General features: G+C 50.8%; 21 protein-coding genes. 4 read left to right on the top strand and 17 right to left on the bottom strand.

Features of this window, described 5'->3' with window-relative positions; all coding sequences use genetic code 11:
* Positions 1 to 73 precede the first annotated feature (73 nt).
* The 4 genes from pnpS to ACFSUC_RS08540 all read right to left on the bottom strand — a co-directional run bounded on the left by pnpS (position 74) and on the right by ACFSUC_RS08540 (position 5950).
* Positions 74 to 1873 (bottom strand): two-component system histidine kinase PnpS, encoded by a 1800-nt coding sequence (gene pnpS, locus ACFSUC_RS08555; RefSeq protein ID WP_379929130.1) that lies wholly within the window; start codon positions 1871 to 1873, stop codon positions 74 to 76.
* A 179-nt stretch (positions 1874 to 2052) separates the two neighbouring features.
* Positions 2053 to 3090 carry a bile acid:sodium symporter family protein gene (locus tag ACFSUC_RS08550; protein WP_379929129.1) on the bottom strand — a complete coding sequence of 346 codons (1038 nt, stop codon included), beginning with the start codon at positions 3088 to 3090 and terminating at the stop codon, positions 2053 to 2055.
* Positions 3091 to 3209: 119 nt separating this feature from the next.
* Complete coding sequence (locus tag ACFSUC_RS08545) at positions 3210 to 4745, bottom strand: fumarate hydratase (RefSeq protein ID WP_379929128.1); 1536 nt, start codon at positions 4743 to 4745, stop codon at positions 3210 to 3212.
* 62 nt (positions 4746 to 4807) lie between these two features.
* Positions 4808 to 5950, bottom strand: coding sequence for an acyltransferase (locus tag ACFSUC_RS08540; protein WP_379929127.1), 1143 nt, complete (start codon positions 5948 to 5950; stop codon positions 4808 to 4810).
* 185 nt (positions 5951 to 6135) lie between these two features.
* Between ACFSUC_RS08540 and ACFSUC_RS08535 the strand changes: the two genes are divergently transcribed.
* Entirely contained in the window at positions 6136 to 6804 is a 669-nt protein-coding gene (locus ACFSUC_RS08535; RefSeq protein ID WP_379929126.1) for a DUF4386 domain-containing protein, read from the top strand.
* 103 nt (positions 6805 to 6907) lie between these two features.
* Positions 6908 to 7522: a 5'-deoxynucleotidase gene (yfbR, locus tag ACFSUC_RS08530; protein ID WP_379929125.1), complete on the top strand. Its 615-nt coding sequence runs from the start codon at positions 6908 to 6910 to the stop codon at positions 7520 to 7522.
* On the opposite strand, the gene ACFSUC_RS08525 is transcribed toward yfbR, so the two are convergent.
* The 4 genes from ACFSUC_RS08525 to citZ all read right to left on the bottom strand — a co-directional run bounded on the left by ACFSUC_RS08525 (position 7519) and on the right by citZ (position 11602).
* Positions 7519 to 7914, bottom strand: a complete 396-nt coding sequence (locus ACFSUC_RS08525; RefSeq protein WP_379929124.1) for a hypothetical protein — start codon at positions 7912 to 7914, stop codon at positions 7519 to 7521. The genes yfbR and ACFSUC_RS08525 overlap by 4 nt on opposite strands.
* A 192-nt stretch (positions 7915 to 8106) precedes the next feature.
* Positions 8107 to 9051: a malate dehydrogenase gene (gene mdh, locus ACFSUC_RS08520; protein ID WP_379929123.1), complete on the bottom strand. Its 945-nt coding sequence runs from the start codon at positions 9049 to 9051 to the stop codon at positions 8107 to 8109.
* A gap of 14 nt (positions 9052 to 9065) precedes the next feature.
* Positions 9066 to 10364: an NADP-dependent isocitrate dehydrogenase gene (icd, locus tag ACFSUC_RS08515; RefSeq protein WP_379929122.1), complete on the bottom strand. Its 1299-nt coding sequence runs from the start codon at positions 10362 to 10364 to the stop codon at positions 9066 to 9068.
* 122 nt (positions 10365 to 10486) lie between these two features.
* A complete protein-coding gene (citZ, locus tag ACFSUC_RS08510) occupies positions 10487 to 11602 on the bottom strand; it encodes a citrate synthase (RefSeq protein WP_379929121.1) in 1116 nt (371 codons plus the stop codon).
* Positions 11603 to 11915: 313 nt separating this feature from the next.
* On the opposite strand from citZ, the gene ACFSUC_RS08505 reads away from it, so the two are divergent.
* Entirely contained in the window at positions 11916 to 13442 is a 1527-nt protein-coding gene (locus ACFSUC_RS08505) for a Ppx/GppA phosphatase family protein (RefSeq protein ID WP_379929120.1), read from the top strand.
* A 14-nt stretch (positions 13443 to 13456) separates the two neighbouring features.
* Here ACFSUC_RS08505 and ACFSUC_RS08500 read toward each other — a convergent pair whose 3' ends face one another.
* On the bottom strand, positions 13457 to 15595 hold the full coding sequence (locus tag ACFSUC_RS08500) for an RNA degradosome polyphosphate kinase (RefSeq protein ID WP_379929119.1): 2139 nt from the start codon (positions 15593 to 15595) through the stop codon (positions 13457 to 13459).
* A 211-nt stretch (positions 15596 to 15806) separates the two neighbouring features.
* Between ACFSUC_RS08500 and ytvI the strand changes: the two genes are divergently transcribed.
* Positions 15807 to 16943 carry a sporulation integral membrane protein YtvI gene (gene ytvI / locus ACFSUC_RS08495; RefSeq protein WP_379929118.1) on the top strand — a complete coding sequence of 379 codons (1137 nt, stop codon included), beginning with the start codon at positions 15807 to 15809 and terminating at the stop codon, positions 16941 to 16943.
* 17 nt (positions 16944 to 16960) lie between these two features.
* On the opposite strand, the gene ACFSUC_RS08490 is transcribed toward ytvI, so the two are convergent.
* The 8 genes from ACFSUC_RS08490 to ACFSUC_RS08455 form a co-directional block, all read right to left on the bottom strand.
* Positions 16961 to 17353, bottom strand: a complete 393-nt coding sequence (locus ACFSUC_RS08490; protein ID WP_379929117.1) for an FxsA family protein — start codon at positions 17351 to 17353, stop codon at positions 16961 to 16963.
* Positions 17354 to 17378: 25 nt separating this feature from the next.
* Positions 17379 to 17804 (bottom strand): acyl-CoA thioesterase, encoded by a 426-nt coding sequence (locus ACFSUC_RS08485; RefSeq protein WP_379929116.1) that lies wholly within the window; start codon positions 17802 to 17804, stop codon positions 17379 to 17381.
* A 175-nt stretch (positions 17805 to 17979) separates the two neighbouring features.
* Entirely contained in the window at positions 17980 to 19734 is a 1755-nt protein-coding gene (pyk, locus tag ACFSUC_RS08480) for a pyruvate kinase (RefSeq protein WP_379929115.1), read from the bottom strand.
* Positions 19735 to 19815: 81 nt separating this feature from the next.
* Complete coding sequence (gene accA / locus ACFSUC_RS08475; RefSeq protein WP_379929114.1) at positions 19816 to 20784, bottom strand: acetyl-CoA carboxylase carboxyl transferase subunit alpha; 969 nt, start codon at positions 20782 to 20784, stop codon at positions 19816 to 19818.
* Positions 20785 to 21645, bottom strand: a complete 861-nt coding sequence (accD, locus tag ACFSUC_RS08470; RefSeq protein ID WP_379929113.1) for an acetyl-CoA carboxylase, carboxyltransferase subunit beta — start codon at positions 21643 to 21645, stop codon at positions 20785 to 20787.
* A gap of 67 nt (positions 21646 to 21712) precedes the next feature.
* Positions 21713 to 21901, bottom strand: coding sequence for a glutamate decarboxylase (locus tag ACFSUC_RS08465; RefSeq protein ID WP_379929112.1), 189 nt, complete (start codon positions 21899 to 21901; stop codon positions 21713 to 21715).
* Positions 21902 to 22025: 124 nt separating this feature from the next.
* Complete coding sequence (locus ACFSUC_RS08460; RefSeq protein ID WP_379929111.1) at positions 22026 to 22532, bottom strand: phosphatidylglycerophosphatase A family protein; 507 nt, start codon at positions 22530 to 22532, stop codon at positions 22026 to 22028.
* Positions 22533 to 22659: 127 nt separating this feature from the next.
* Positions 22660 to 26355, bottom strand: coding sequence for a DNA polymerase III subunit alpha (locus ACFSUC_RS08455; protein WP_379929110.1), 3696 nt, complete (start codon positions 26353 to 26355; stop codon positions 22660 to 22662).
* Positions 26356 to 26489 lie beyond the last annotated feature (134 nt).

Here is a 26489-nt window from a genome sequence, read left to right as displayed (position 1 = left end):
TTTTACATGTTCCTTCTATCATATCACGCGATTGTAAAGATTACATCAACCGTTATGTCTGGCCCGTGGCTTCCTAATGAATCACGGGCAGCTCGATGATGATCTTGCTGCCGATGCCGACCTCGCTCTCTACGCGAATCGTTCCCTTGTGCAGCTCGACCAGATGTTTGACGATGGACAAGCCGAGGCCCGTTCCGCCCGAGACGCGAGATCTCGCCTTGTCCACTCGGTAAAAGCGCTCAAAAATTCGCGGGATATCTTTCTTCGGGATGCCGATGCCTGTATCCTCTACGATGATCAGCACCTTTTCTTCCTCCGTGCGGTTTCCTTTGACAGACAACGGCTGTACGGTGAGCTTGACCTCTCCCCCGTCCGGCGTGTAGTTGATGCCATTGGAAATAAGATTGATCAGAATCTGTCTTAATCGATCTTCATCCGCTTCAAGGTAGACGTCCTCATCCACGTCCATATTCAGGCTAATGTTCTTTTTCTCAGCGGACTTCAATAGCATGTTCATCATTTTCGTTGAAAAACTGTGCAGATGAACCGGAGAAAAATGAAGCGGAATCCGTTTGGATTCAATCTTGGACAGCTCCAGAATATCGGCAATCAGACGATCCAGTCGTGCACTTTCATCATAAATAATTTGCAAAAAGGATTTAAGCGTTTCTTCATCATGAAGTGCACCCGACAGCAGTGTTTCCGCGAAGCCTTTGACAGCAGCAATCGGTGTTTTCAACTCGTGCGATACGTTGGCCACAAATTCGCTGCGCACTTTCTCCAGTCTGCGAATATCGGTAATATCATGCAGAACCACGACCACCCCGGAGAAATGATCCTCGGTCGTCAGCGGCACCAGACTCATCTCAACGGTGCGCTCCATTGGATAATAGAAGACCAGCTCCTCCCGAATGCGTTCCTTGCGTGCCATCCCTTCATCAATGCAGTCCGTGAGCTCTTTTTGCAAATTCGATTGATAATAAGGTCTGTCCTTCAGTTCCTTGAGAGAATAACCAAGTATCTCTTCAGCAGACCGGTTCAGAACAGCAAAATGACCATCTTCATCAATGAGGATAACCCCACTGATCATATTTTCCATCACCGTCGCAAGCTTCGCTTCATTGTCTGAAATGCGCCGCACCTGCTGCTGCAAACTGTCGGCCATCGTATTGATCGCGGTACCCAGCCGCCCGACCTCATCCTTGCTGCGAACAGGGACTCGCGCCTCATAGTTCATATGGGAAATCTGCTGGGCCACCTTCATCATCTTCTCCAGCGGCAAAGTCAGATTACGGGCAATCGGATAGCTGATCAGACCAGCCAAGATAAACAGGACGATCAGGCCCAGGAAGTAGTAATTCCACATGGTTCGCACTTCACTAAGCACTTCCGCCAGACTGAACGACAAGCGGACGATCCCCTTCAAGTCTCCGTTCTCATCGACATAAGGCATCGCCAAATAGAGCATTTCCTGCTTCAATGTGTGGCTGTAGCGAATCGCGGTACCCCGTTCCATCGTACGGAGCGCTTCCCGAACCTCAGAGCGCCCGATATGATTGTCCATCTCACGGGCTTCATAGTCCGAATCGCCCAGAACCACGCCTTCTGCATCCATGAAAGTCAATCTCGCACCGCTAACCCGGTTCAGCAGCTCTGCCTTATCAGAGAAAAAGGCCATTTTCTCCTCTTCACTGCGATCCTCCGGCCATGGCGTAGCCGCCGTAATGACCCGAATTTCCCGCTCCATGCTGTTCTCCAGTGACTCGATCAGGGAATCCTTCATATTGTTGGCGGTAATCAGCCCCGTTGCCAGCACGGAGGTACCGATCAATACCATAAAGATCAGGGTCAGCTTATATCGAAATCTTCTCATTATGTATATCCTCCAGCCGCATGAGTCGCGTCTCATATTCATGTGACAGACTACAGATTGTAGGCTTCGCTTGACTTCACTTGACAGCATCCAATGAATTCCAAAGATATTGTGAAGATGCATGCACAATTAATGTTAACTGGTTTCCCTTTGCTGCCGCCAGTTAAGTTTTTGTAAATTCAGCTTCTCACCCGCCATCTCTGCACGATCGAAGCGACAGGCTGCTGCAGCAAAATGGACAGCACAACCGGAATCGCGGCAAGTGGCGGCAAAAATTGCGCAGCAATGACCAATCCCAGAGATACATTGCGCAGACCGCTCAAGAAGATCAGATCATGGCGACTGGCTTGCTGTCCTTCCCCCGCTGTTCCCGGTGCAATATAGACATAGAGCTTTTCCAGCAGCCAGCCTGCCGCATAGCCAAGCAGGACAACGCCGATAGAGAAGACGGGAATGATCAGCCATAGATCCTCCTCCATCGCGGACAATTTCGGGGCGACATAGGCACTGTTCAGCACAAGGACGATCAGGAAGGAGAATTTGGAGACCGTGCCGAGGGTGGGCAACGCCGCTTCGATCCAGCGGGCGCCGGGGGCAGTTGAAGCCGCCCATCTGCCGACCCCCATTCCTGCAGCCGTCGGCAATCCGACCATCAGCAGCAGATTGAGCATCATTTTTGTTCCTTGTAGGGCTGCATGTTCCCCGGTCAACACCAGGAGGGTCACCGGTACGGTAAGCGGGCTCAGCATCGTATCGATCACGATCATACTGAGGGCAGCCGCCACATTGCCTCGCATGACACCTATCCATACCACCGCCGAAATGCCAATCGGAATCGCGGTGAAGAGGACATAACCCGCAATCAAATCCGGGTCGTCCAGCAACCATCCGCCAAGCAGCCAGACGATGAGGGGCATGAGGAGATGAAGGACGCCATACAGCCACAGCAGCAGAACCCATTGTGATCGCAGTACGGCAAAATGCTGCCATTTCACGCCCGTTCCCATCACAAAGGTCACACAAGCGAAAAACAGCGGGACCAGCCCTGCACGGTCCGCCAGCAGATGACTAAAAAGAAGTCCCACCAGCAAGGCTGATGGGGTTACGTATATCATATATCGATCCAACCAGCGATGAAGCCGCTTCTGACTGTCATGCCATTTGTGCCATGAATGAGGTCCCTGCTTCCTCACACTTCCACCCATTTCTATACGCATAAATGTGTCGCCTTATGATTTCAAACCGGTTCCTTCTTGTTTTGAACACGGACCAGACTTTCTGAGCCTGGTCATTCAGAACGCGGCAATTTTGAACGTGTCAACCCAAATCTCTGATCTTAAAATACAGGGTCCTTAAACTTGGCGAGTCGCGCAAGCGAATCCTTCTCGACCTCTGCATGCAGGCTGTTCCCGTGCGCATCCATCGTCACGATTGCTGCAAAGCCTTCCACTTCCAGATGCCACATCGCTTCCGGAATGCCGAATTCCATGAAATCCACCCCATGCACGCCCTGAATCGTCTTGGCATAATACTGGGCGGCACCCCCGATGGCATTCAGATAGACACCCCCGTGCTCCTGAAGGGCTGCGAGCGTCTTGGGCCCCATTCCCCCCTTGCCGATGACTGCACGGATGCCGAATTTTTTCATGATCTCTCCCTGATACGGTTCTTCCCGAATGCTCGTTGTCGGACCTGCAGCTTTGACGATCCATTTGTCATCTTCCTGCATCATGACCGGTCCACAATGGTAAATCACTGACCCGTTGAGATCTACTGGCGCATCATGATCGACCAGGTATTTGTGAAGTGCGTCTCTTCCGGTATACATCGGGCCGCTTAGCAGGACCACATCTCCCACCTTGAGCTGACGCACATCTTCTTCAGACAGCGGGGTCTGCAACTTGAATTCTCTGCGCTGTTCGGTGTCCGGCTCATGGACGTCATTCATCTCCGGATCTGTCATCTTCTGTGCCGTACCCTGCTCATACAGCCATTCCTGTATGGCCCCGGTTTTCGCATCCAGTGTGACTCCCTGTCTGCGGTATGCCCAGCAATTGTAAGCAACCGATACGAAGAAGCTTGCCGGCAGACGGTGCATGGCTCCGATCTTGCAGCCGAGCAGCGTGGATTCTCCGCCAAATCCCATGGTACCAATGCCCAGCTGATCCGCGGTTTCCATCACGTAGTCCTCCAGCTTCTGCAAATCGGGATGAGGGTTCACGTCATCGACCTTGCGAAACAGCTGTTTCTTGGCCAGCTCATAGCCGGTCGTCCGGTCTCCCCCGATGCCCACTCCGATAAAGCCGGCGCCACAACCTTGTCCCTGTGCCTGATACACCGCATGCAAAATGCATTTGCGGATGCCGTCCAGGTCGCGACCTGCCTTGCCAAGACCTTCGAGCTCAGCTGGCAAACTGTATTGAATATTTTTATTTTCACAGCCTCCCCCTTTCAGGATCAGCTTGATTTCGATCTCTTCCCGCTCCCATTGCTCATAATGGATGACGGGTGTCCCTTCTCCCAGATTGTCCCCGCTATTGGTTCCTGTGATGGAATCCACGGCGTTGGGACGAAGCTTGCCATCCTTTGTAGCCTGCACAATCGCCGCTTGAATCTGCCGGGTCATCTCCAGCTGGTTGGCTCCTGCGGGACAATGAATAATAAAAGTCGGCATCCCGGTATCCTGACAGATGGGAGACAGCTGTTCTTCCGCCATCGTAATGTTGTCCGAAATCGTAGAGACAGCCAGGGCTGCGCGCGTTCCGGCATTTTCTTTTTCTTTGGCCCGGTTAATCGCCCTGCGCACATCTGCGGGCAATACGGTAGAGGTTTGTACGATTAAATCATATACACTTTCTTGAAATTGCTGCATAGAAAAGCTTCCCCTCTCTCTACAAAAAATCTACTCCCATCTTATCACAAAACCGGTAGGCTTCATATGCTCTCTGACTTGGACCACACCGGGTTTCGTTGCTTCGCTGCCCCGTCATCTGCGGGACCGTTGCCAAATAACATCCAGGAAACGCGCAAATAGCGGAACGACAGCGTTACGATCAGCCAGGAACCAAGTCCCGCCAGCAAAAAGCCAATCAGGATACTCCCGTGATACAGCAGAATGTGGCCAGGCTGTACGAATTCCCGATAAGCGAGCAGGATCATGGGATGAAGCAGGTAGATACCGAAGGAGCAGGCACTCAGATGCTGTACCCATTTTTTCACGCCCTCAGTCAGTCTCGGATATACCCGAAAGCAAAGGCGAAAGAGCAGCAACGCCGTCAGCAAGGTGTAGCTGTTCCAGGCCGCCTCAAACGCCAACATGGGCGCTGCCTGGCCTTCCACCCGGTATTGGTGGTAAATCCAGACATGTGCAAAGCCTGCAGCGGCCCAGGCACCCCACAGCCATCCCTGCGCCTGACTCAACCATCTGCGAAACGTATCCAGATGAAGTCCGGCAAAGGCTCCGATCAGATAATAGGACATGTAGGTCAGTGAGAGGCTGCCTTTATATACAATGTGGAAATAATGATGATTCAGAAAATAAAAAGCCCATTGCACAAGCAATCCCACCCACCACAAATGCACGCTCCATCCCGGCCTGCGCTGGACGAGCCACAGAATGAACGGAAACATCAAGTAAAACTGCAAATTAATGAAGACGAAATATAGATGGGCATACGCCTTGCCCGTGAACAGCTTCTTCATAAACACGATGCCCGTCTGTAGCGGATCTTGCACATCCACCACAAACAATAGGATTAAGGCATAATACGCCATGGAAAAAAGCACATAGGGAACGAGGATGTATTTCCCTCTCCTTGCATAGAACGTTCGGATGCGCTGTTTACTGATCTGTTGCCCGGAATAACTGTAGAACAGGACGAATGCACTGAGAAACAGGAACGTCGTCGTTCCGATTCGAAACAGAATATTGCTGGCATTATACAGTGGATATAGCAGGCTTTGTTTGTCGAGCAGAACAATGGTTTGCGACGTGCTGTGCACAAGCAGGACAGCCACAATCGCCACGGCCCGTACCCAGTGGAGTTCGGGCAAGTAACTTTTTTTCATTGTTTTCATCGAACTTCCCTCCAGCCTTCCTTACCCTTGATCGGGGAATTGCGAATCCATGTAAGGTAGACGAATTGAAATTCAGAAAGGTTACCTGCCTCCACCCCTACTTTGGTATCTGCCTGTTCAAATGGGGATGTGATATATATGATTCAAACGTAGAAATACGAATATCTGGCAAGGAGGAGTTTTACATGATGATGGAGGATGCAAGTGGAGCCAAAAGGCTTGCCGCAGTGGCGGGGTGGTTATTGTTGGCCGGGATGGCAGCAGGCATCGGGAGTGTGGTACCGGTGATTGATAGCGCGGATTATCTGTCCAGGGCGGCTGGTCAGGAGAGGCAAGTGATGACGGGCGCGTTCTTTCAGTTCATGATGATCTTACCTTATGCAGGGATTCCCGTCTGTCTCTATCCGATATTCAGCCGAGCCTACAAAGGGTTGAGCCTGGCTGCTGTGGCTTGCGGTATAATGGCAGGTGTATGTATACTGGCAGGCGTCATTGTATTGCTGTTGCTGCTGACACTGAGTCAAACATTTCATAGCACTGACATACCCGATCTGGCGTATTTTCAGACCCTCGGTGAAGTGTTGCAGACAGCACGGGATTTGATCAATCATGTCGCGACAACCTTGACGTTTGTGGCGGCCCTGCTGTTGCTCAACTGGCTCCTGTACCGAACGCGACAGGTGCCGCGCTGGTTGTCCATATGGGGACTCGTCGGCTGTGCCCTGTCCCTTTTGGCCAGCTTGCTGTTTATGGCCGACTTCATCGGACTGGATACACCATACCTCACTCTCAACGTTCCCATCGCCTTTCAGCAGTTGGTGCTGGGAATCTGGCTGATCCTGAAAGGCATATAAACCTGTTCATGACTTCCCTCTTCTTGACATCCGCTTTCCATTCAGGTCATCATGAGAGAGAGTCTGATTGGCGCTGTAGCCCATGACCGGGGAGGAAAAGACGATGGAATCTGATTTTTTCGCCTATTTATACCGACTTCGCCATATTCGCCGCTGGAGTCTGATGCGTAATGTTGTGGAGGAAAATGTCGCGGAGCATTCATATCACGTAGCCGTGCTTACCCACGCACTCTGTCACATTGCCATTGAGAAATATGATCGCGAAATTTCGATTGAAAAAGCGGTATCCATGGCCTTGTTTCACGATGCGACTGAAATTTTCACAGGCGATATTCCCACACCTGTGAAGCATCATAATGAACATCTGCTGCGCAACTTCAGACAAATTGAAGAGCTGGCCGCTCAACGCTTGCTGGAAATGCTGCCTCCAGAACTGCAGCGAAGCTACCACCCGCTCATATTCGGAGCGGAATCAGACCCTGAACTGTATCAGTATGTCAAAGCCGCCGATTTGCTGGATGCCTATCTGAAGTGCGCCAGTGAAATTTCAGCGGGCAACACGGAATTCAAGATGGCGGGGGAGCAGATTGAGCAGCAAATAAAAAAACTGGATATGCCTGAAGTGAATTATTTCCTCACTCACCTGGCACCCAGTTTTCAGAAAACGTTGGATGAATTGTCTCGCACCTATCCAGACGCAGGCCCCACCTACGATTAAGCCAGCATCTGCGGTGCGCTCATGATGGCCATCATGCCCAAGTATGCGACAAAGAACACGATACTGAAGATCATGGCTTTGTTGATCACCGATCTGTCACCTTGAGCCAGCTTCTTCAGCGGCTTTGTCACCATGCCGCCCATCGCAAACATGATCAGCAGCAGCACGATGGCTACGACGATCCACAAGGTGGAATAACCAGCCTTGCTCACCATATATCCCCCAGTCAGGAACCCGATAATCAACAGGTACTGGGTGATCCGGTTTGCGGTAACCAACACGCCTGCTGTCGCACTGTTCTTGGCTGCTCGTGGAATAAGCACCGGAATCAGGACATAGGCAAACAACACATAACCTGTTACAATGTGCAGCCATAACGCGGTATCATACATGTTTCTAACCCCTTTCTCAATTGGAATCCTGTCAGGATACACTTACCATTATCAAGTATAAAGGGTATCCCTTCGCTGTACAAGCAAAGCAGTATAAAAAGAGTACCTCCCGCCATTTGACTGGTCGGAGGTACTCTTGTTGCGCTTCCCTTGTTTTACCTTGCTGTACGTGGCTTTGCTTTCGATTTCAAATCAGCCTTCGTTCACAATCTGGATCACATTGCGCACAGAATCGGCAGATTTCTCAAGCGCCGCTTTCTCATCCTCCAGCAGATCCAGTTCGATCACTTTCTCAATCCCGTCTCCGCCCAGGATCGTCGGCACGCCCATGAACAGGCCATCATAGCCGTATTCCCCTTCAAGCAGGGCAATAGCAGGCAGCACTCGTTTCTTGTCTTTCACAATCGCTTCGGTCATCTGAACGAGGGAAGCTGCCGGAGCGTAATAGGCGCTTCCGTTTCCGAGCAAATTGACAATTTCCCCACCGCCTGTGCGCGTACGCTGAACGATGGCTTCAATTCGTTCACTGGAAATTAGCTTCTCAATCGGGATGCCGGCTACGTTCGTGTAACGGACAAGAGGAACCATGTCGTCACCATGCCCGCCCAGGACAAAGCCGCGCACATCTTCCACCGATACGTTCAGCTCCTGACTGATAAAAGTGCAGTATCTAGCGGTATCCAGTACACCGGATTGACCAATCACCCGGTTTTTTGGAAAGCCGAGCGCCTGATAGGCCACATAGGTCATCGCATCGACCGGATTGCTGAGGATGATCACATACGAATTCGGGCAATATTTCTTCACATTGTCACAGACTGAACGCATGATGCCTGCGTTGGTATTCACCAAATCATCGCGGCTCATTCCCGGCTTGCGGGCAATTCCGGCCGTAATGATCACAACATCAGCGCCTTCTGCGTCTTCATAGCTGGACGTTCCTGTAATTTGGGAATCGAATCCTTGGACCGGACTGGCTTCAAGCATATCGAGGGCTTTCCCTCTGGTTGGGTTCTCAAGTTGAGGAATGTCGATCAGAACAACGTCTCCCAGTTCCTTTTGAGCCAACATCAGAGCCGTTGTGGCGCCTGTAAATCCGGCACCAACAACCGCTAATTTTTTACGCTGAATCGCCATGTACCATCCATCTCCTATCCCATGTTTTTGATGATTTCGCTGCCGAACTCCGAACATTTTACTTGGGTTGCACCGTCCATCAGACGTGCAAAGTCATACGTCACGGTCTTGTTGCTGATAGAGGCTTCCAGACCTTTGTAGACCAGTTCTGCTGCTTCTGTCCAGCCCAGGTGCTCCAGCATCAGGACACCAGACAAAATCACCGAGCCCGGATTTACGACATCCTTGCCCGCATATTTAGGCGCTGTGCCATGCGTGGCTTCGAAAATGGCATGTCCGGTCTGGTAGTTGATGTTCGCTCCCGGCGCAATCCCGATTCCACCTACCTGCGCAGCCAGTGCATCGGACAGATAGTCCCCGTTCAGGTTCAGGGTTGCAATGACATCGAATTCGTTCGGACGAGTCAGCACCTGCTGAAGGGCGATGTCTGCAATGGCGTCCTTAATCAGGATTTTACCAGATGCCAACGCTTCTTCCTGTGCTTTGTTGGCTGCTTCTTCGCCGCTTTCTTCCTTGATGCGGTCATATTGACCCCATGTGAAAGTTTGCTCTGCATATTCCTGCTCGGCAAGCTCATAGCCCCAGTTTTTAAATGCACCTTCCGTAAACTTCATGATATTCCCTTTATGTACAAGGGTCACACTTTTACGGTTATGCTGAATGGCATAATCGATCGCGGCTTTGACAAGACGCTTTGTTCCTTCTGCGGATACCGGCTTGATGCCAATTCCGGATGTTTCAGGGAAACGGATTTTGTTCACACCCATCTCCTGCTGAAGGAATTCGATCACTTTCTTCACTTCATCGGAAAACGCCTGATATTCAATCCCTGCATAAATGTCTTCCGTATTTTCACGGAAAATGACCATATCAACTTGCTCCGGATGCTTGACAGGGGAAGGGACGCCATCGAAGTAACGAACCGGGCGTACACAGCTGTACAGGTCAAGCTCCTGGCGCAACGCCACGTTCAGGGAACGGATGCCGCCGCCGATTGGGGTGGTCAGTGGTCCCTTGATAGCAACCAGGTATTCCTTGATGGCCGTCAATGTGTCCGCAGGCAGCCACTCTCCGAATTGATTGTACGCTTTCTCCCCGGCAAATACTTCGTACCAGGCAATCTTCTTCTCACCGCCGTACGCTTTCTCTACTGCTGCGTCCAATACGCGCTGGGCACTCGCCCAAATATCCGGACCCGTGCCATCTCCTTCGATAAAAGGCACAATCGGGTGATTCGGTACGTTCATCGTTCCATTTTCCAGTGTAATGCGCTCTCCGGAAGTCGGGAGCTCGTATTGTTTGAATTCTACCATGCTAACAGTTCCTCCTTGGAATGGGGTATGACATAGATAAACGGGAGATGGAGCCTTTCTCCACTTCCCGCAAATCCACATTTCTATACAATGATGCCGCGAGTATCACGTTCGTTCCTGTGCTACGCCCGATCTTCCATCGGCACATAGGGTGCGCTGGAAGGCCCTGTATACTCCGCACGAGGGCGAATCAGACGGTTGTTCTCGAACTGCTCAAGAATGTGCGCCGTCCATCCGGATACGCGGCTCATGGCAAAGATCGGCGTAAACAGATCTCTTGGAATGCCAAGACTAGTGTATACGGAAGCGGAATAAAAGTCCACATTCGGCTTGAGGCCTTTAGATCCGGTTACAATTTCTTCGATCTGCGTGGACATTTCGTACCAGTTGCTGTTGCCCGTCACTTCACCCAGCTGCTTCGACATCTTCTGAAGATGCTTGGCGCGAGGATCGCCGTTTTTGTAAACCCGATGACCGAATCCCATGATCTTTTCCTTGTTGCTCAACTTTTCCTTTATGACGGATTCTGCTCGATCCGAGGTTCCGATTTCCTCCAGCATCGCCATCACCTGCTCGTTTGCTCCGCCATGAAGCGGGCCTTTGAGCGCACCGATCGCCGAGACAACACCAGAATACATATCTGAAAGGGTCGCCACCGTAACACGTGAAGCGAACGTGGATGCATTGAGCTCATGATCCGCATGCAGGATCAGCGCTTTGTCCATCGCCTCCACCGCAATATCCGTAGGCTCTTCACCCGTCAGCATATAAAGGAAGTTATACGCAATGGAAGCACCTTGCTTCGGTTGAATCGGCTCCTGGCCTTCTCTCAGTCTTGCAAACGCTGCCACGATGGTTGGAAGCTGAGCCTGCAATCGAATCGCTTTGCGAATGTTGGCCTCGTCGCTCATTTCGTTGGCCTCTTCATCGTACAATGAGAGGGTAGATACGATCGAACGAAGCGCAGCCATGGAGTTGACCTCTTTAGGCAGCCCCTGTACGTATTGAATCACTTCTTCGGGAATGGAGGAGGCTTCGCTCAGCTTTCCCTTGAGATCATCCAGCTCGGACTGATTGGGCAGTTTTCCGAACCATAGCAAATATACAACTTCTTCGAATGTCGCTTTTTCAGCGAGCTCATCAATGTTGATGCCGCGATACGTGAGGACACCGTCAATGATGGAGCTAATAGAAGAAGTTGTCGCAACAATGCCTTCCAATCCTTTGGTTGCCGTCATCTTTGTCTCTCCTTTATATGAAAGTCTATGAGAAAAACGATCTCGAACGTCTCGGGGGATGGTGTGCATCTGACCGGACTGTGCGATAATTCAACTTTAATCATATCGGATTTTGAACAATATGTGAATAATAATGCCATAAAAGTTCGTTATCATCGTCATAAAATGTTTTAATGCGCTGCCGCGTTGCATAATTTCACAGGGCACCTGATTCTTGTGTCGCAAATGTGATAAAATAGTCCAAAACCAAATTCCATTACCGCCTGATCAAACGGCTCGCCTTGCGTTCGACAGGCCCGACAAAAAGGAGTCCATGATGAAACAGACACTGCAACGAATCGGGATTATTGATATCGGCTCCAACTCGGTTCGATTGGTTATATATGAAGTCAATACCCGGGGCGGCCATCAGATTCTGGATCAGAGCAAGTTTTCGGCACGATTGAGTCAGACTATCCAGCCAGACGGCAGCATCCCCGCCCATGCTGTGGATTCACTGGTGGACATTCTGCATCACTTCAAGCTGTTGTGCGACGCACAGCAGGTGACCCGTATTCGTGCTGCGGCTACGGCTGCCATCCGCAACGCCAGCAATCAAGAAGCCGTGATTTCTTCCCTGATTGAACGGACAGACCTGCCGATTGAAGTGCTTAGCGGCGAGCAGGAAGCAGAGATGGGGTTCATCGGGATGATCAATTCCCTGCCCATCCAGGACGGATTCATGATTGATATTGGCGGCGGCAGCACCGAGATCTGCTATTTTCAGCAAAGAAAGCTGGTCCACAGTATTTCGCTGCCCTACGGAGCTGTCAACAGCTACACCCTCCTGCAGTCCGCCCCTTCGTTACAAGCTGGCAAAGCAGCCATTCGTTCCGCGATTCAGGAGGCGCTGAAGCAGGCTCCCTGGCACACGCAAAATCCGGGCTTGCCCCTGGTCGGCCTCGGAGGCACCATCCGCAATCTGTGCAAAATCTATCAGCATCGTATCCAGTATTCTCTTGATCAGACCCATGCGTTCGAGATGTCTGGCACACAAATGGAGGAAATCATGCATCTGCTCATGGAAAGCGATGTCGATTCCCGCAAAAAGCTCGATGGATTGTCCAAGGATCGCGCCGATATTATTATACCCGGTGTCCTGATCCTCCAAACCATCTACCAATCTCTTCAATCCAGCGGCTATGTCATCTGCGGCTCGGGTCTGCGAGACGGTCTGCTCTATTCCGCCATATGGCCGAGCCGAGCCGTCCTGCAAAGTCCGATCGGCTACAATGTGGAAAGTTTTATGAATCGGTACCCGCTGGTGCCACAGCGGCATGTCAGTCAGGTCATGAAGCATGCCAGGTCGATGATGGATGCGCTGCAAGGTGGCCACACGATTCTCGCTGCAGACAAGCAAATTGTGGAAGCGGCTTGTCTGTTGTACCGCATCGGTGTATCTGTTCAGTTCGTCCAGTATTACAAGCATACGTATTATCTAATTGCCAATTCCGGACTACAGGGCTTCACCCATCGAGAGCTCGTTCTGTGCGCGCTCGTGGCTTCCTATAAGTCAAAAAAGAAAATCAAGCCTTATTTCAACTTGCACAAGGATATTCTTCATCCGGAAGATTTCGAATGGGTCGTCCGATACGGCACATTGCTGCAACTTGCCGCCTCTCTGGATCGGAGTGAAACCCAGTCGATCCACACGCTTGATGTGCAGCTTGCAGACGGGCAGTTCCAGATCACGGCTCACCTGCTTCGTCCGGCCGAGATTGAGCAGCAGGCTTTCCTCGATACGGTCAGTGAATTTGAAAAAACGTGGGGGCTGACGGCAGAATTGCAGTTCCGCCGCTAGTCTCCACGCCTAGCTTACAGCTTCCATTTTTTAATCTTCTCCGCTTCGAACTGACTGCGAAGCGGTTTTTTGTTTGCTTCCACAACGCGTTCATATTTGCCGGACATGAGCAATCTTCTTGCCTTTACATTGTCGGACAAGCACAGATTCAAAATGCCAATGACAGACTTTTTAAGTGACGGATCAAGTACCGGACTCATCAACTCCACCCGGCGGACGAGATTTCGTGTCATCCAGTCTGCACTGGAAATGAATACCGTGGAATCGCCGTTGTTCTCGAAGTAAAACATGCGGGTATGCTCCAGGAAGCGATCGACGATACTGATGACGTTAATGTGTTCACTGAGTCCCTTGACGCCCGGGCAGAGACAGCAGATGCCCCGGATAATCAGATCGATCTTGACGCCGGCCTGTGAGGCGCGGTACAGCTCATCGATCATTGGCTGATGGGATAGGGAGTTCATTTTCACAATAATATGGGCCGGTTTTCCCTCGCGTGCATGCTGTGCTTCCTTCCGAATGTAATCGATAAGCAGCGGCTTCATATCTGTTGGAGCAACGGACAGCGCCTTCCATTCATGCAAGGACGAGTAGCCCGTAATTTCATTGAACAGTGCCGAAGCATCTTCCCCGATTTCCGAGTTGGTCGTAAACAGGCCCAAATCGGTATACAGCTTGGCTGTTTTTTCGTTGTAGTTTCCAGTTCCAACGTGTACATACCGTCTCAGCTGGTCTTCTTCCCGGCGTACGACGAGCATGATCTTGGCATGTGTCTTCAGTCCTACCAGACCATAGACGACGTGACAGCCTGCTTTCTCCAGCTGTCTGGCCCACTGTATGTTGTTCTCTTCATCGAAGCGAGCCTTCAGTTCCACGACGACCGTTACTTGCTTGCCTGCCTCGGCAGCCTGCTCCAGTGCCTTGATGAGCGGAGAATTGCCGCTGACCCGGTACAGGGTCATCTTGATAGCCAGAACCTGCGGATCTTCCGCTGCCTGTTCTGCAAAGTCAATCAAGGCGTCAAACGATTCATAGGGATGGTACAGCAGGACATCCTGGTTGCGGATGACTTCGAACATATCCTCACAGTCGTGAAACTCTCTCGGGTATTCTCCGACAAGCTTCTCATAGCGCAAATGATCCTTGCCCGTCATGCCCAGTGACAGCTTCATCAGGAAGGTGAGATCAAGCGGACCATCAATCTCAAAAATATCTTCCTCAATCTCAAATTCCTCCTGCAGCATTTCCAGGGCGAGCGGGTCCATGCCCTTCTCAATTTCCAGGCGAACCGGAACTCCCCATCTCCGTTTGCGAAGCTCCTTTTCAATTTCCTCAAGCAGATCCTCGGCTCCCTCTTCATTCAGAGTCAGATCGGCATTGCGCGTCATCCGGAAGCCACCAATGGAAATCGGGGTATACCCTTCAAACATCGTATGGATGCGATGACGAATGATTTCCTCGAGCAAGATATATTCTTTCTTCTTGCTGTTTGCCCGTCCCGGAATCTCGTAATAGCGCGGCAAAATAGAAGGTACCTGAATAATGGCGAAAAACGGCTCTTCCTGCTCGTCAGTTTTACGCGGTCGATCCTTCTTGAGCAATACCGCCATGTACAAGCCGAGAGAGTGCACCAGTGGAAACGGTCGGCTCTGATCCACCGCCATCGGCGTAAGCACAGGGAAGACAATGTCCTCGAAATATTGATCAACTGATTTCTTCTGGTTGATGGACAAATCCGTGTACTGGGTAATATGAATGTGCTCCTTCGCCAGCTGACGCAGGAGATCTCGATAAATCTTGTACTGATCGGACACCATCTTCACGCTTCGACGCATCACACGTTTGTACAGTTGAAAGGGGGTATATCCGGTAAAGTCTTTCTTCGTATAACCTGCCTTGATCTGATCGATAATACCGGCAACTCTGACGCTCATGAATTCATCCAGATTCGAAGAGACGATAGACAGAAACTTCACACGCTCCAGCAGGGGCGTGGTGTTGTCTTCGGCTTCTTCCATGACCCGCCGGTTGAATTCCATCCAGCTCAAATCCCGATTGATGTATTTATATGTACCTGACTCCAGGCCTTTCTCAGCCGTGCTGACCTGTGGCTGCTGATTCAGCCCGGTACCTGTCGATGTCTCCTTGTGCATGTTGCGAATTCCCTCCATATCCCGACATGTCTACTCTCATTATCTTTATATTATCGAAGTTGAATGTTACTGGCGTATTAAGTTTTTGTAAACAGAGCGTAAAGTCTGCATGACGGTCTTACTTGCTACTTTTTTCTTTGGCGCCATCGTGTTTGGTGGTAAACTAACAGTAGATGTTTCGTATTCCATCTATACATAAGGAGGTGAGGCCATGCAATCGATTCATATCCCGTGGAAAATTATTTTGCGAGCGCTATGGGTAGCCATCGTCATCGTTGGAACCTTTCTGTTTCTGTATTGGGTCATTCCGCTCATTTATCCATTTGTCTTCGGCTGGCTCATTGCGTATTTGATCAATCCAGTGGTCAAGTTCCTGCAGAAAAAAGCAAAATTCCCCCGGTGGCTTGGAACGACGACCGGACTGTTGCTGTTCTTGGGCATTATCAGCGGATTTATCGCCTTGTTCGCCAGCAAGATCGCCATTGAAATTGGCAAATTTGCAGCGGTCATCAACGATAACCTGGACAATTGGCGCAAGGAATTCATTTCGTTCATTGAGTCTGATCGCATTCAAAATGCGATCAATCAGATCAGTACGTTCTTTGAGCAGAACGAAGACATCCAGGGGACTTTTACGGATAACTTGAACTCGGCAGGAAAACAAATCACGTCCAAGGTATCCGAGCTGATTACCAACACCATCAATATTCTCGTGCAGTTTCTGTTGTCCCTGCCTAATATGGCGGTCATTATCCTGATTTCGCTATTGGCGGCCTTTTTCATCAGCAAGGACTGGGACAAGCTGTCCAGCAGAACATCTGCGTGGTTGCCCGAATCCGTTCGCGCACCTACGATGAAGGTGTGGACGAATCTGAACAAAGCGCTGTTCGGCTATCTGCGAGCCCAGCTGGTCATGATTTCAATCACCGCCATCTTTGTCACGGTTGGCCTATTGATTCTAAACGTCGAGTATGCAATCAGTATCGGCCTGTTTATCGGATTTGTAGATCTGCTCCCTTATTTGGGAACCGGAGCGGTCATGATTCCCTGGATCATCTATGAATTTATTCAGGGGGATGTTCCACTTGGAATCGGACTAAGCATTGTATACGGAATTGTGCTGGTGACGCGCTCGCTGATTGAGCCGAAGGTGCTGGCCAGCAGCATCGGTCTTGATCCACTCGCCACGTTGTTGTTCATGGTGCTTGGACTCAATCTGTTCGGTGCGGTCGGGCTGATCATCGGACCGGTCACCTTAATGCTGCTGCTGACGTTTCACAGAGTACATATTTTCCGTACACTGAAGGAATATATTTTGTACGGGCCTTCCCCGATCAAGACGGAATAAGACGGGTATCTCGGTCGCTATCTTCGGAAAAACCGGATATTGCCGCTGGCGATACGCTTGGACAGCCAGAGCATCAGCCCATGGCGGAAGAAGATTCGGCTGAAGGGCACCACGAGCAGAAAACCTAGCAGATCGGTAAAGAATCCTGGTGTAAGCAGCAGCAGTCCACCTGCAAATATGCACAGTCCATCCAGGATGGATTGACCAGGAACCTGGCCTGCGGACATTTGCCGGGAAGCATCCCTCCAGACGCGGGATGCTTCTTTTTTTGCCAGCAAGGCTCCGGCAAACCCGGTCAGCAGAATGAGCAGGAAGGTAGGCAAACCGCCAATCCAGCTTCCTACTGTGAGCAATCCCCATATTTCGATAGCGGGTACGACAATCATGATGAGCATGATCCATTTAAACATATTTTTTTCCTCCTAAACAAGACGACTATGCTTCTTCACTTACATGATTCGTCAACAGGGCATATAAATCAGGGGCCTTTTTATCGATACGGGCGGGTTTAAAATCTTTTCCTACCCAGACGTGCTTGGTTTTCCCCTTGACGAGCAGTTCATCTTCGCGGGTAATCTTGAAGTCATATTCCAGTCGAACATGGCTCATCGCTGCCAGACGGGTCCAGATGGTTACGATATCATCATAACGGGCGGCCCGCTTGTAGCTGATTTCCAGGTCTGTCACCGGCAACAACAAGCCTCTGCGCTCAATCTCCTCATACGTATGTCCAAAGGCGCGTATCCATTCCGTGCGGCCCATTTCGAACCACGTTAAATAATTGGCATGATAGACGACACCCATTTGATCGGTTTCCTGATAGCGTACTCGAATTTCATGATGATACCATGTTCCGGCCATGCCGATTCTCCTCCCTCATCATCCCTCTATTATGTATTGTATGCAACTATGGCAAAGAAGAAAAGGTATGCACACAGCGCGATGCTGCATACATACCTTCTGTAAACCCTATTTTTGATTCTTCGTGTATCTCTTATCACCTATCACGCATTCCCGTGTCGTGGCATGGAACCTGTTACAGGATGGACGCTTTGCCCGCCTTGATCATGCCAAGCTCACCGTACACGCTGACTTCAGTTCCGTCTTTCAGCACCGTAGTCGCATCTGTAACGCCTACGACCACCGGTTTGCTCAGGTTTAATCCAACTACGGCAGCGTGAGAAGTGATGCCACCTGATTCCGTAATGACGGCAGCCGCTTTCTCAAAAGCCGGCATATAATCTTTGTCCGTTACAGCCGTAACGAGAATACAGCCTTCGGTCGCCTTGCTGTTCGCTTCCTCTGCCGTTTTGGCTACGACCACTCGACCCGTGGCATTCTGAGAACCAATGCCCTGGCCTTTGGCAAGCAGATCACCGACATGATGCACCTTGATCAGGTTGGTCGTACCTGCACGACCTACCGGCACACCAGCTGTAATGACAACCAGGTCTCCTTCGGTAATATGACCGGCATCTTTCGCCTGGTCAAGTGCAAGCTGGAACATTTCATCGGTGTTGCTCACATCTTGTCCTTTGACCGGCAAGGTTCCCCAGATCAGACACATTCTTCTCATGACCTGCTCATTTGGTGTCACGGCAATAATCGGTGCTTTCGGACGATATTTGGAGACCATGCGAGCTGTATAGCCGCTCTCTGTGGAAGTGATGATCGCTTTCGCATCAAGATCCAGCGCAGAGTTGGCTACAGCCTGACTGATCGCTTCGGTTACATTATTTTGCTGGGCATGGCTTTGCTTCAGGAAGATTTCACGGTATTCGAGCGCAGACTCTGCCCTTTCCGCAATGCGGCCCATGGTTTGAACGGATTCGGTCGGGTATTTACCCGCTGCTGTTTCACCAGACAGCATGATAGCGTCTGTTCCATCAAAGATCGCATTGGCCACGTCACTCGCTTCTGCACGGGTCGGACGCGGGTTGCGCTGCATGGAATCCAGCATTTGGGTAGCTGTGATGACCGGTTTTCCTGCCAGGTTACATTTTTTAATCATGCTCTTTTGAACCAGTGGCACTTCCTCAGCCGGAATTTCTACCCCAAGGTCTCCACGGGCAACCATCAGACCGTCGGATACTTCAAGGATGTCATCGAGGTTATCGACACCTTCCTGGTTCTCGATTTTGGAAATGATCTGAATCTGATGGGCTTCATGCTTCTCAAGCAGTTCACGAATTTCCAATACGTCACTCGCTTTGCGGACGAAGGAAGCTGCGATGAAATCAATGCCCATTTCGATTCCGAATTTGATGTCGTTAGCGTCTTTCTCTGTAATACCTGGCAGAGAAATTTTCACGCCTGGCACGTTAACCCCTTTTTTGCTCTTGATCGTTCCACCGTTTGTAATGCGGCACTTGATCTCTGTGCCTTGAACATCTTCGACATTCAGGCCAATCAATCCGTCGTCAATCAGGATCGTAGAACCTGGGTGTACATCGTTTGGCAGGTTCTCATAGGTGATGGAAACCCGCTCTTTATCTCCAAGAATCTCTTCCGTTGTCAGGGTAATATACTCCCCTTCCACGAGCTCAACGGAATCCTCTTTCAATTTACCGGTACGAATCTCAGGACCTTTCGTATCAAGCAAGATTGCAACGGTTTTGTTCAAATCCTTGCATGCCTGACGAATGTTTTTGATCCGGTTGCCGTGCTCTTCAAAATCTCCATGAGAAAAGTTCAAACGCGCGACATTCATGCCTGCTTCGATCAGTTTCTTCAGGTTCTCCAACGATTCACTGGCAGGTCCAATGGTACATACGATTTTTGTTTTACGCATGATTTAACGTCCTCCTACTTCATTTCCTAGGGAATAGTGTTCGTATTTCTATCTATTTTATGTGAACTTGCCTGAGCAAGTTTACGCCTGAAATTGCAAGGTGGTGAATCGGCCCATCTGTCTGAATTTATCATAACGGGTGTCCACCAGCTCTTCTTCGGAAAGCTTCATCAGCTCTTCCAGATGCTCGATCAGAGCGGTCTTGATGTTTTCGGCCTGCTGGGCTACATCTTTGTGGGCCCCGCCCTGCGGTTCCGTAATGACAGCATCGATGATGTTCAGTTCCAGCAGGTCTTCAGCGGTAATGCGCATCGCTTTTGCCGCTTCGTCAGCCTTGGAGGCATCCTTCCAGAGAATGGAGGCTGCCGCATTCGGGCTGCTGACGGAATAAATGGCGTTCTCCAGCATGAACACCCGATTGCCTACGCCCAGCGCCAATGCGCCGCCACTTCCACCTTCGCCGATGACGACACAAAGAACAGGCACGCGAAAACCAGCCATCTCCATAAGGTTCTTGGCGATGGCTTCTGCTTGTCCCCGTTCCTCCGCTGCACCACCTGGATAAGCACCTGGTGTGTCGATAAAGGTGATGACCGGTCTTCTAAACTTATCCGCCTGCTTCATGAGGCGAAGCGCCTTACGGAAGCCTTCGGGGTGAGGCATGCCGAAGTTTCTTGCAATATTATCCTTCGTGTCCTTGCCTTTCTGGTGGCCGACTACGGTTACCGGGATGCCATTCAGACTGGCAATGCCCCCGATAATCGCCAGGTCGTCCGAAAATGCGCGGTCACCATGAAATTCAATGAACTGGTCAAAGACACGAGGTATGTAATCCAGTGCGGTAGGTCGCTGCGGGTGTCTGGCCAGTTGCATTTTCTGCGGAGCGCCCAGCTTGCTGTATACGTCCTGTTCCAATGCCTCGTACCGTGCTTCCAGACGGGCAATCTCCTCTGAGAAATCCATATCCTTCTCTTCACTGAAGCGCTTGAGCTCATTGATCTTAGATCTCAGTTCCTCCAGCGGTGATTCAAACGACAATTCTCCTGCCACTTAGCTCTCCCCCTTCTTGACCGCATGCAAATCGAGTATTTGTGCAAGGGTTTCCTTCATTTCCTTCCGATGCACAACCTTGTCAATATGCCCGTGTTCGAGGTTGAACTCTGCCGTTTGAAAATTATCCGGCAGCTTTTGGCGAATCGTTTGCTCAATGACAATCCGGCCTGTAAATCCGACGATGGAACCTGGTTCTGCCAAAATGATATCGCCAAGCGTAGCAAAGCTTGCCGATACGCCCCCGAGCGTCGGGTCTGTAAAGATCGAGACAAACAGTCCACCCGCATCGCTGAATTTCTTCAAGGCTGCACTTGTCTTCGCCATCTGCATCAGACTGAGAATGCTTTCCTGCATCCGTGCTCCCCCTGAAGTGGAGAAAATAAGCAGCGGATACCCTTTTTGATGGGCATGCTCAATCGCGCGCGTAATCTTTTCCCCCACGACTGATCCCATGCTTCCACTAAAAAAGTCAAAGCTCATGACCGCGACCACAACCGGAAAACCGTTAATGGTGCCTTCACCTGTCACAACCGCATCCTTCAGACCGGATTTCTCGGCCTGCTTGACGAGCTTTTCCTTGTACCCAGGAAACTCCAGGGGATCTTCGGATATCATATCGCTGTCATACTCAAAGATGCGTCCATCATCGAGGGTATAATGAATACGTTCCACCGCATTCAACCGAAAATGATATCCGCATTCCATACAAACCTTGCAATTTTTATCGAGCTCTTTGCTAAAAATGATCTTGCCGCATTTCGGACATTTGGACATGATGCCCTCCGGAATGTCCTTCTTCGAACGTTCACTAGGTATGGTTGCATACTTGCGTTTCTTCTGAAAAAAATCCCTTAACACGCTGACACCCCACAAGGCGTTTTTTTCGATCTGCCACTACCTGCGTCGGGATGGACAGAATCGAGATTTATGAATGAAGAATGGTATTCAATACTTCTTGCGCTTCATGAACTTCTGTCTTGGGTACGAGGATCTTGAATTGCTGTTTTGATAGATTAATAGCACGCGCACGTACTAAAAATCCCTCTTCGCTTAGTCGTAGTTGTATTTTTTCAGCAATGGCTGCGGTTGGCGCAATATAAATGACCGTCCACATAGAAAGGAATAACCTCCTGAACATGCACTCCATAAACCTGTCCATGATATACAATGGATTCATGATAGCATAATTTCTAGAATTCCCGCAACAAAGGGGCGCAATTCCACAGGCAGGAATGAGGCTATTTCTTGTCCTTAGGGGTTGTTCTCTCGTAATTTGTGACCTTCTCGTCATTGTGCGCGATGCGTGCAGAGGCAGCAGCAGCAAGTCCTGCGACCAGATCGTCCAGAAACACATGCACCCGGTCGCGATGGTCATTCAGCCTGCGTATAATCCCGTATTTCTCCTTGTCCAGGTAGCCGAAGCTGGTCAGGCCGATCATGCCGTAGACACTGATGATGCCGAGCGCCATCGTCTCATCTACGCCGTAAAGCGGCTCATCCGCCTCCATGATCTGCTGCAGCGGTGATGGCAATTGCTTTTGCTCGGCCAGCATATCCAAGGCAATACCGGTGATCAGAGTATACTGCACCTCCCGCTTCTGAAGCACGGCAAGGACACTTTCCTGACAATCCTCCAGCTCGAGAAGAGGGTGGTACGGCTTTTGCATGCTGTAGACAATTTCAGCCACATCCGAAACCTGTACGCCCCGCTCTGCCAGCAGGGCAATGATTGATTTTTCCGTCATAGGCGAGGTGCCTCCTTGTCCATCTGTCAGAGCATTCAGGTCTATGTCCTGTACCTGAACAGACTCTATAACACAATGTATGCAAGAAGACCGACAATCTTGTCCTTGTTTCGCCTCATTTTCCTCCCTATTTAACGGCAACCGCTCCTTTTCCCATCCATTTCTCCACTTCCTCCACCAACGCCTTGCTGAAGGTCACGTCATATTTGGCACTCAGGGCCACCGGTTTCTCCGTCCGCTCGTAAAACAGAATCACGGACGTGTCGCCAGCATGACGCAGTAAAATATCTTGCAGTTGTTTCAATAATGTGGGGTGCTCCCGGTGGGAGCTAATCTTAATATACAGCTTCGCCCCGGGTGAGACTGTGCGGTTGCGCACACCCCTGTTGTTTTCTCCCCTTGCCTGCGCGGCTCCATCACGGTTCTGTTCAGCTTCGTCTCCCCAAGTGACTTTACTGTTGGCTTCTGATGAGCGGGCCTGAGCCTGATCTCCCTTTTCAGAACGCAATACCGTCTGATAGGACCCCTCCGGGGCTTCGCGCACTTCTTGCTGATCTGCTTTGTGAGACGCGGCTCCTCCGTGAGACAGCGATCGGACTGGAAGAGGTTTGAGATCGTCCATCGACATCACCTTCTCACAGATGATTTTCGTTTGTTCTTCCTGGTGCTGAACCTTGCCCTTGAGAATCACCAGCTTGCCAGCTGTGAGAAGACTGCTGTAGGTTTGCCAGCTTTCCGGAAAAATGACCACCTCTACTTTTCCAAAGCGATCCTCCAGCTCCGCAAAGGCCATTTGCTTGCCCTTTTTGGTGAGGATAGGCTTGACAGACTGCAGCATGCCCGCTACATTGACCACGGTATGTTCAGCCTGCTCGCTTAGCGTGTGGAGAGGTATCATCGAATATCCGGCAAGCCTTTCCTGATAAGCATCCAGCGGATGACCGGAGATGAACAGCCCCGTCATTTCCTTTTCCAGTTCCAGCTGCTGCATGGGATCATAAGGCCGGATCTCCGGCAAATCCAGTTCCCAGTTCGCTTCTTCCTGAAAGCCGAACAAATGCAGTTGCAGGTCCTCGCTTTCTTTTTTCCATTTCATCGCCATTTCCACCGCATCATCCAGCACAGCAATGAGCTGGGCGCGATGTCCTTCCATGGAATCAAAGGCGCCGGCCTGTATCAGCGACTCAATGACCCGCTTGTTGCACACCCGCAGATCCACCTGCTGGCAAAAGCTGAGGAGGTCGTGATAGGGCTTGGATTTCCGGGATGCCGTAATGCTCTCAATCGCCTGGTAGCCGACATTTTTGACAGCCGCCAACCCGAAGCGAATAATGGCGCGCTTGTCCGATTCTCCTGTCACAGGAACCGGGGTAAAGTACATGCCGCTTTCATTCACATCCGGCGGCAGCACAGCGATGTCCATTCGCTTGCATTCCTCGACATACTCGGCAGTTTTGCCCTGATTTCCTGTCACTGCGGTCAGCATGGACGCCATGAAGGCAGCCGGGTAATGGGCTTTTAAATAGGCCGTCTGGAAAGCTAGCACTCCGTAAGCGGTCGCATGCGCTTTCGGAAAGCCATAATCGGCAAATCTGACGATCATGTCATAGACATGATTCGCTTCTTCCGGGCGATGCCCCTGATGTACACAGCCTTCTACGAAATGCGTCCGCTCCTGATCCAAAATCTCCCGCTTCTTCTTGGAAACGGCTCGTCGCAGCAAATCCGCTTCTCCGAGTGAAAAGCCGGCCATGCGGGAAGCGATCTGCATGATCTGCTCCTGGTACACGATAATGCCATACGTTTCTTTCAGAATAGGCTCCAGTGTCGGATGCGGGTAGACCACTTCCGCCTTGCCATGCTTGCCAGCGATATATTGTCCGATGTATTCCATCGGCCCCGGTCGATAGAGCGCCAGTACAGAAATGATATCCTCAAACTCGGTAGGCTTTAGCTCCTTGAGGACACGTCTCATGCCCGCAGACTCCAGCTGGAACACCCCGGTTGTATCGCCATGACTAAGCATCTCATACGTAAGGGGATCATGAAGGGGAATCTGTTTCAGATCGAGCTCTTCCCCGGTCAGTTCCTTCACCCATTGCAAGGTTCGTTCGATAATGGACAGGGTGCGCAGTCCGAGAAAGTCCATTTTGAGCAATCCGATCGATTCCAGATGCTCCATGGAGTATTGCGTCAGCGGGATACCCTCTGATCCTTCCTGAAGCGGCACATGATCGGTCAGCGCTTCTCTGGAAATGACGACGCCTGCTGCATGGGTAGAGGCATGACGGGGCATCCCTTCCACTCGCTGCGCAGTATGGAGCAGCTCCGACACCTTCTGGCTGGAACTGCGCAGCTTTTGCAGCTCTGGACTGATCTCCAGCGCTTTGGCCAACGTCATTCCAACCTGATGCGGGATTAGCTTGGCTGCCTTGTCAACCTCATAGAACGGTACACTCATCACACGTCCGACGTCTCGGATAGCCGCGCGGGCTGCCATCGTCCCGAAGGTAATGATTTGCGCGACATGATCGCGGCCATATTTATCCGATACATAGGCGATGACTTCATCCCGGCGCAAATCATTGAAGTCGATATCGATATCGGGCATCGTGACCCGCTCCGGATTGAGAAAACGTTCAAACAATAGCCCGTACCTGATCGGATCGACATCTGTAATTTGCAGCACATAGGCGACCAGACTGCCTGCCGAGGACCCCCTGCCGGGGCCGGTCACAATCCCCTGACTATGTGCATAGCGAATGAAATCCCAGACGATCAGAAAATAATCGGAATAGCCCATTCTGGAGATCGTCTGAAGCTCGTAATCCAGCCGTTGCTTCAATTTGTCCTGAAATTCAGCCGAGTTCCATTCTGCCGTTTCTGCATATCGCGCCTGCAAGCCTTGCTCGCAAAGCTCCCGCAAGTAACGATCCTCATTCCGTCCCTCTGGTATAGGAGAGAACCGGGGCAGTATCGACAGCTCAAAATCAAGCTCCAGGTTGCACTGATCAGCCACCTTGCAAGTGTTGGCAATGGCTTCTGAGACATGCGGGAACAAGCTCATCATCTCATCCGGCGACTTCAGGTACATCTGGGACGTATGAAAGCGCAGCCGATCTTCATCCTCCAGGGTTTTGCCAGTTCCGATACATATCAGCACTTCCTGTACCGACGCATCCGGCTCTTCCATGTAATGCACATCATTGGTGGCAATGAGCGGCAGACCGGTATGCCTGCTCAGCTCGATCATCCGTTCGTTGACCTGTTTCTGCTCGATTAAGCCGTGATCCTGTAGCTCGAGATAGAAGCGATCCGGGAAGATGTCCGCATATTTCCTGGCGGCCTCTACCGCTTCCTCCCAATTGTCATGCAGCAGCTGCTGGGACACTTCGCTCCCCAGACACGCACTGAGTGCAATGATTCCTTCATGATGCTGCCGCAGCAGCCGTTCATCTACTCTCGGTTTATAATGAAAGCCTTCCAGATGGGCAACCGACGTCAACCGCATGAGATTGCGGTAACCTTCCTCATTTTGCGCCAGCAAAATCAAGTGATAAATCGGCTGCTCGTGTCTGGGCAGCTTCTGTTCAATCGAACCTGCGGTCATGTAAACCTCACAGCCAATAATCGGCTTCAAGCCATGTTTCTTGCACGCCTTGTAAAAGGGGATGGCTCCGTACATAACGCCATGATCGGTAAGCGCGAGTGCTTTCATCCCTTTTTGAGCGGCAGAGGCAGCGAGCTCCTGTATTTTCGCTGCGCCGTCCAGCAGACTGTATTCGCTATGCACATGCAGATGAACAAAATCAGATGGAGACATCTTCACCTACTCCTTTTACACAAAGTACATACGTTCGTATTCGTTGCTTCTATCATAGCATATTTTGAAGGAACAAGTCGCTGCCATGCTTGTGAAGGAATGATTACCGTCTTCATAAAAAAAAGCCACTGACA

The sequence above is a fragment of the Marinicrinis sediminis genome (genome assembly GCF_042685085.1).
GTDB classification, from domain to species: Bacteria; Bacillota; Bacilli; order Paenibacillales; family KCTC-33676; genus Marinicrinis; species Marinicrinis sediminis.
Note: the sequence above shows the minus strand (reverse complement) of the source record. Positions and strands in the feature narration are given on the sequence as shown.

Excerpts from the sequence above, each read along its gene's own strand:
- mdh (WP_379929123.1), bottom strand. The coding sequence starts at position 9,051 with ATGGCGATTCAGCGTAAAAAATTAGCGGTTGTTGGTGCCGGATTTACA.
- ACFSUC_RS08455 (WP_379929110.1), bottom strand. The coding sequence starts at position 26,355 with ATGTCTCCATCTGATTTTGTTCATCTGCATGTGCATAGCGAATACAGT.
- ytvI (WP_379929118.1), top strand. The coding sequence starts at position 15,807 with ATGCAATCGATTCATATCCCGTGGAAAATTATTTTGCGAGCGCTATGG.
- pyk (WP_379929115.1), bottom strand. The coding sequence starts at position 19,734 with ATGCGTAAAACAAAAATCGTATGTACCATTGGACCTGCCAGTGAATCG.
- ACFSUC_RS08550 (WP_379929129.1), bottom strand. The coding sequence starts at position 3,090 with ATGCGTATAGAAATGGGTGGAAGTGTGAGGAAGCAGGGACCTCATTCA.
- ACFSUC_RS08535 (WP_379929126.1), top strand. The coding sequence starts at position 6,136 with ATGATGATGGAGGATGCAAGTGGAGCCAAAAGGCTTGCCGCAGTGGCG.
- ACFSUC_RS08485 (WP_379929116.1), bottom strand. The coding sequence starts at position 17,804 with ATGGCCGGAACATGGTATCATCATGAAATTCGAGTACGCTATCAGGAA.
- ACFSUC_RS08540 (WP_379929127.1), bottom strand. The coding sequence starts at position 5,950 with ATGAAAACAATGAAAAAAAGTTACTTGCCCGAACTCCACTGGGTACGG.
- citZ (WP_379929121.1), bottom strand. The coding sequence starts at position 11,602 with ATGACGGCAACCAAAGGATTGGAAGGCATTGTTGCGACAACTTCTTCT.
- ACFSUC_RS08525 (WP_379929124.1), bottom strand. The coding sequence starts at position 7,914 with ATGTATGATACCGCGTTATGGCTGCACATTGTAACAGGTTATGTGTTG.
- ACFSUC_RS08490 (WP_379929117.1), bottom strand. The coding sequence starts at position 17,353 with ATGTTTAAATGGATCATGCTCATCATGATTGTCGTACCCGCTATCGAA.
- pnpS (WP_379929130.1), bottom strand. The coding sequence starts at position 1,873 with ATGAGAAGATTTCGATATAAGCTGACCCTGATCTTTATGGTATTGATC.
- yfbR (WP_379929125.1), top strand. The coding sequence starts at position 6,908 with ATGGAATCTGATTTTTTCGCCTATTTATACCGACTTCGCCATATTCGC.
- ACFSUC_RS08500 (WP_379929119.1), bottom strand. The coding sequence starts at position 15,595 with ATGCACAAGGAGACATCGACAGGTACCGGGCTGAATCAGCAGCCACAG.
- ACFSUC_RS08505 (WP_379929120.1), top strand. The coding sequence starts at position 11,916 with ATGATGAAACAGACACTGCAACGAATCGGGATTATTGATATCGGCTCC.
- ACFSUC_RS08460 (WP_379929111.1), bottom strand. The coding sequence starts at position 22,532 with ATGACGGAAAAATCAATCATTGCCCTGCTGGCAGAGCGGGGCGTACAG.
- ACFSUC_RS08465 (WP_379929112.1), bottom strand. The coding sequence starts at position 21,901 with ATGTGGACGGTCATTTATATTGCGCCAACCGCAGCCATTGCTGAAAAA.
- ACFSUC_RS08545 (WP_379929128.1), bottom strand. The coding sequence starts at position 4,745 with ATGCAGCAATTTCAAGAAAGTGTATATGATTTAATCGTACAAACCTCT.
- icd (WP_379929122.1), bottom strand. The coding sequence starts at position 10,364 with ATGGTAGAATTCAAACAATACGAGCTCCCGACTTCCGGAGAGCGCATT.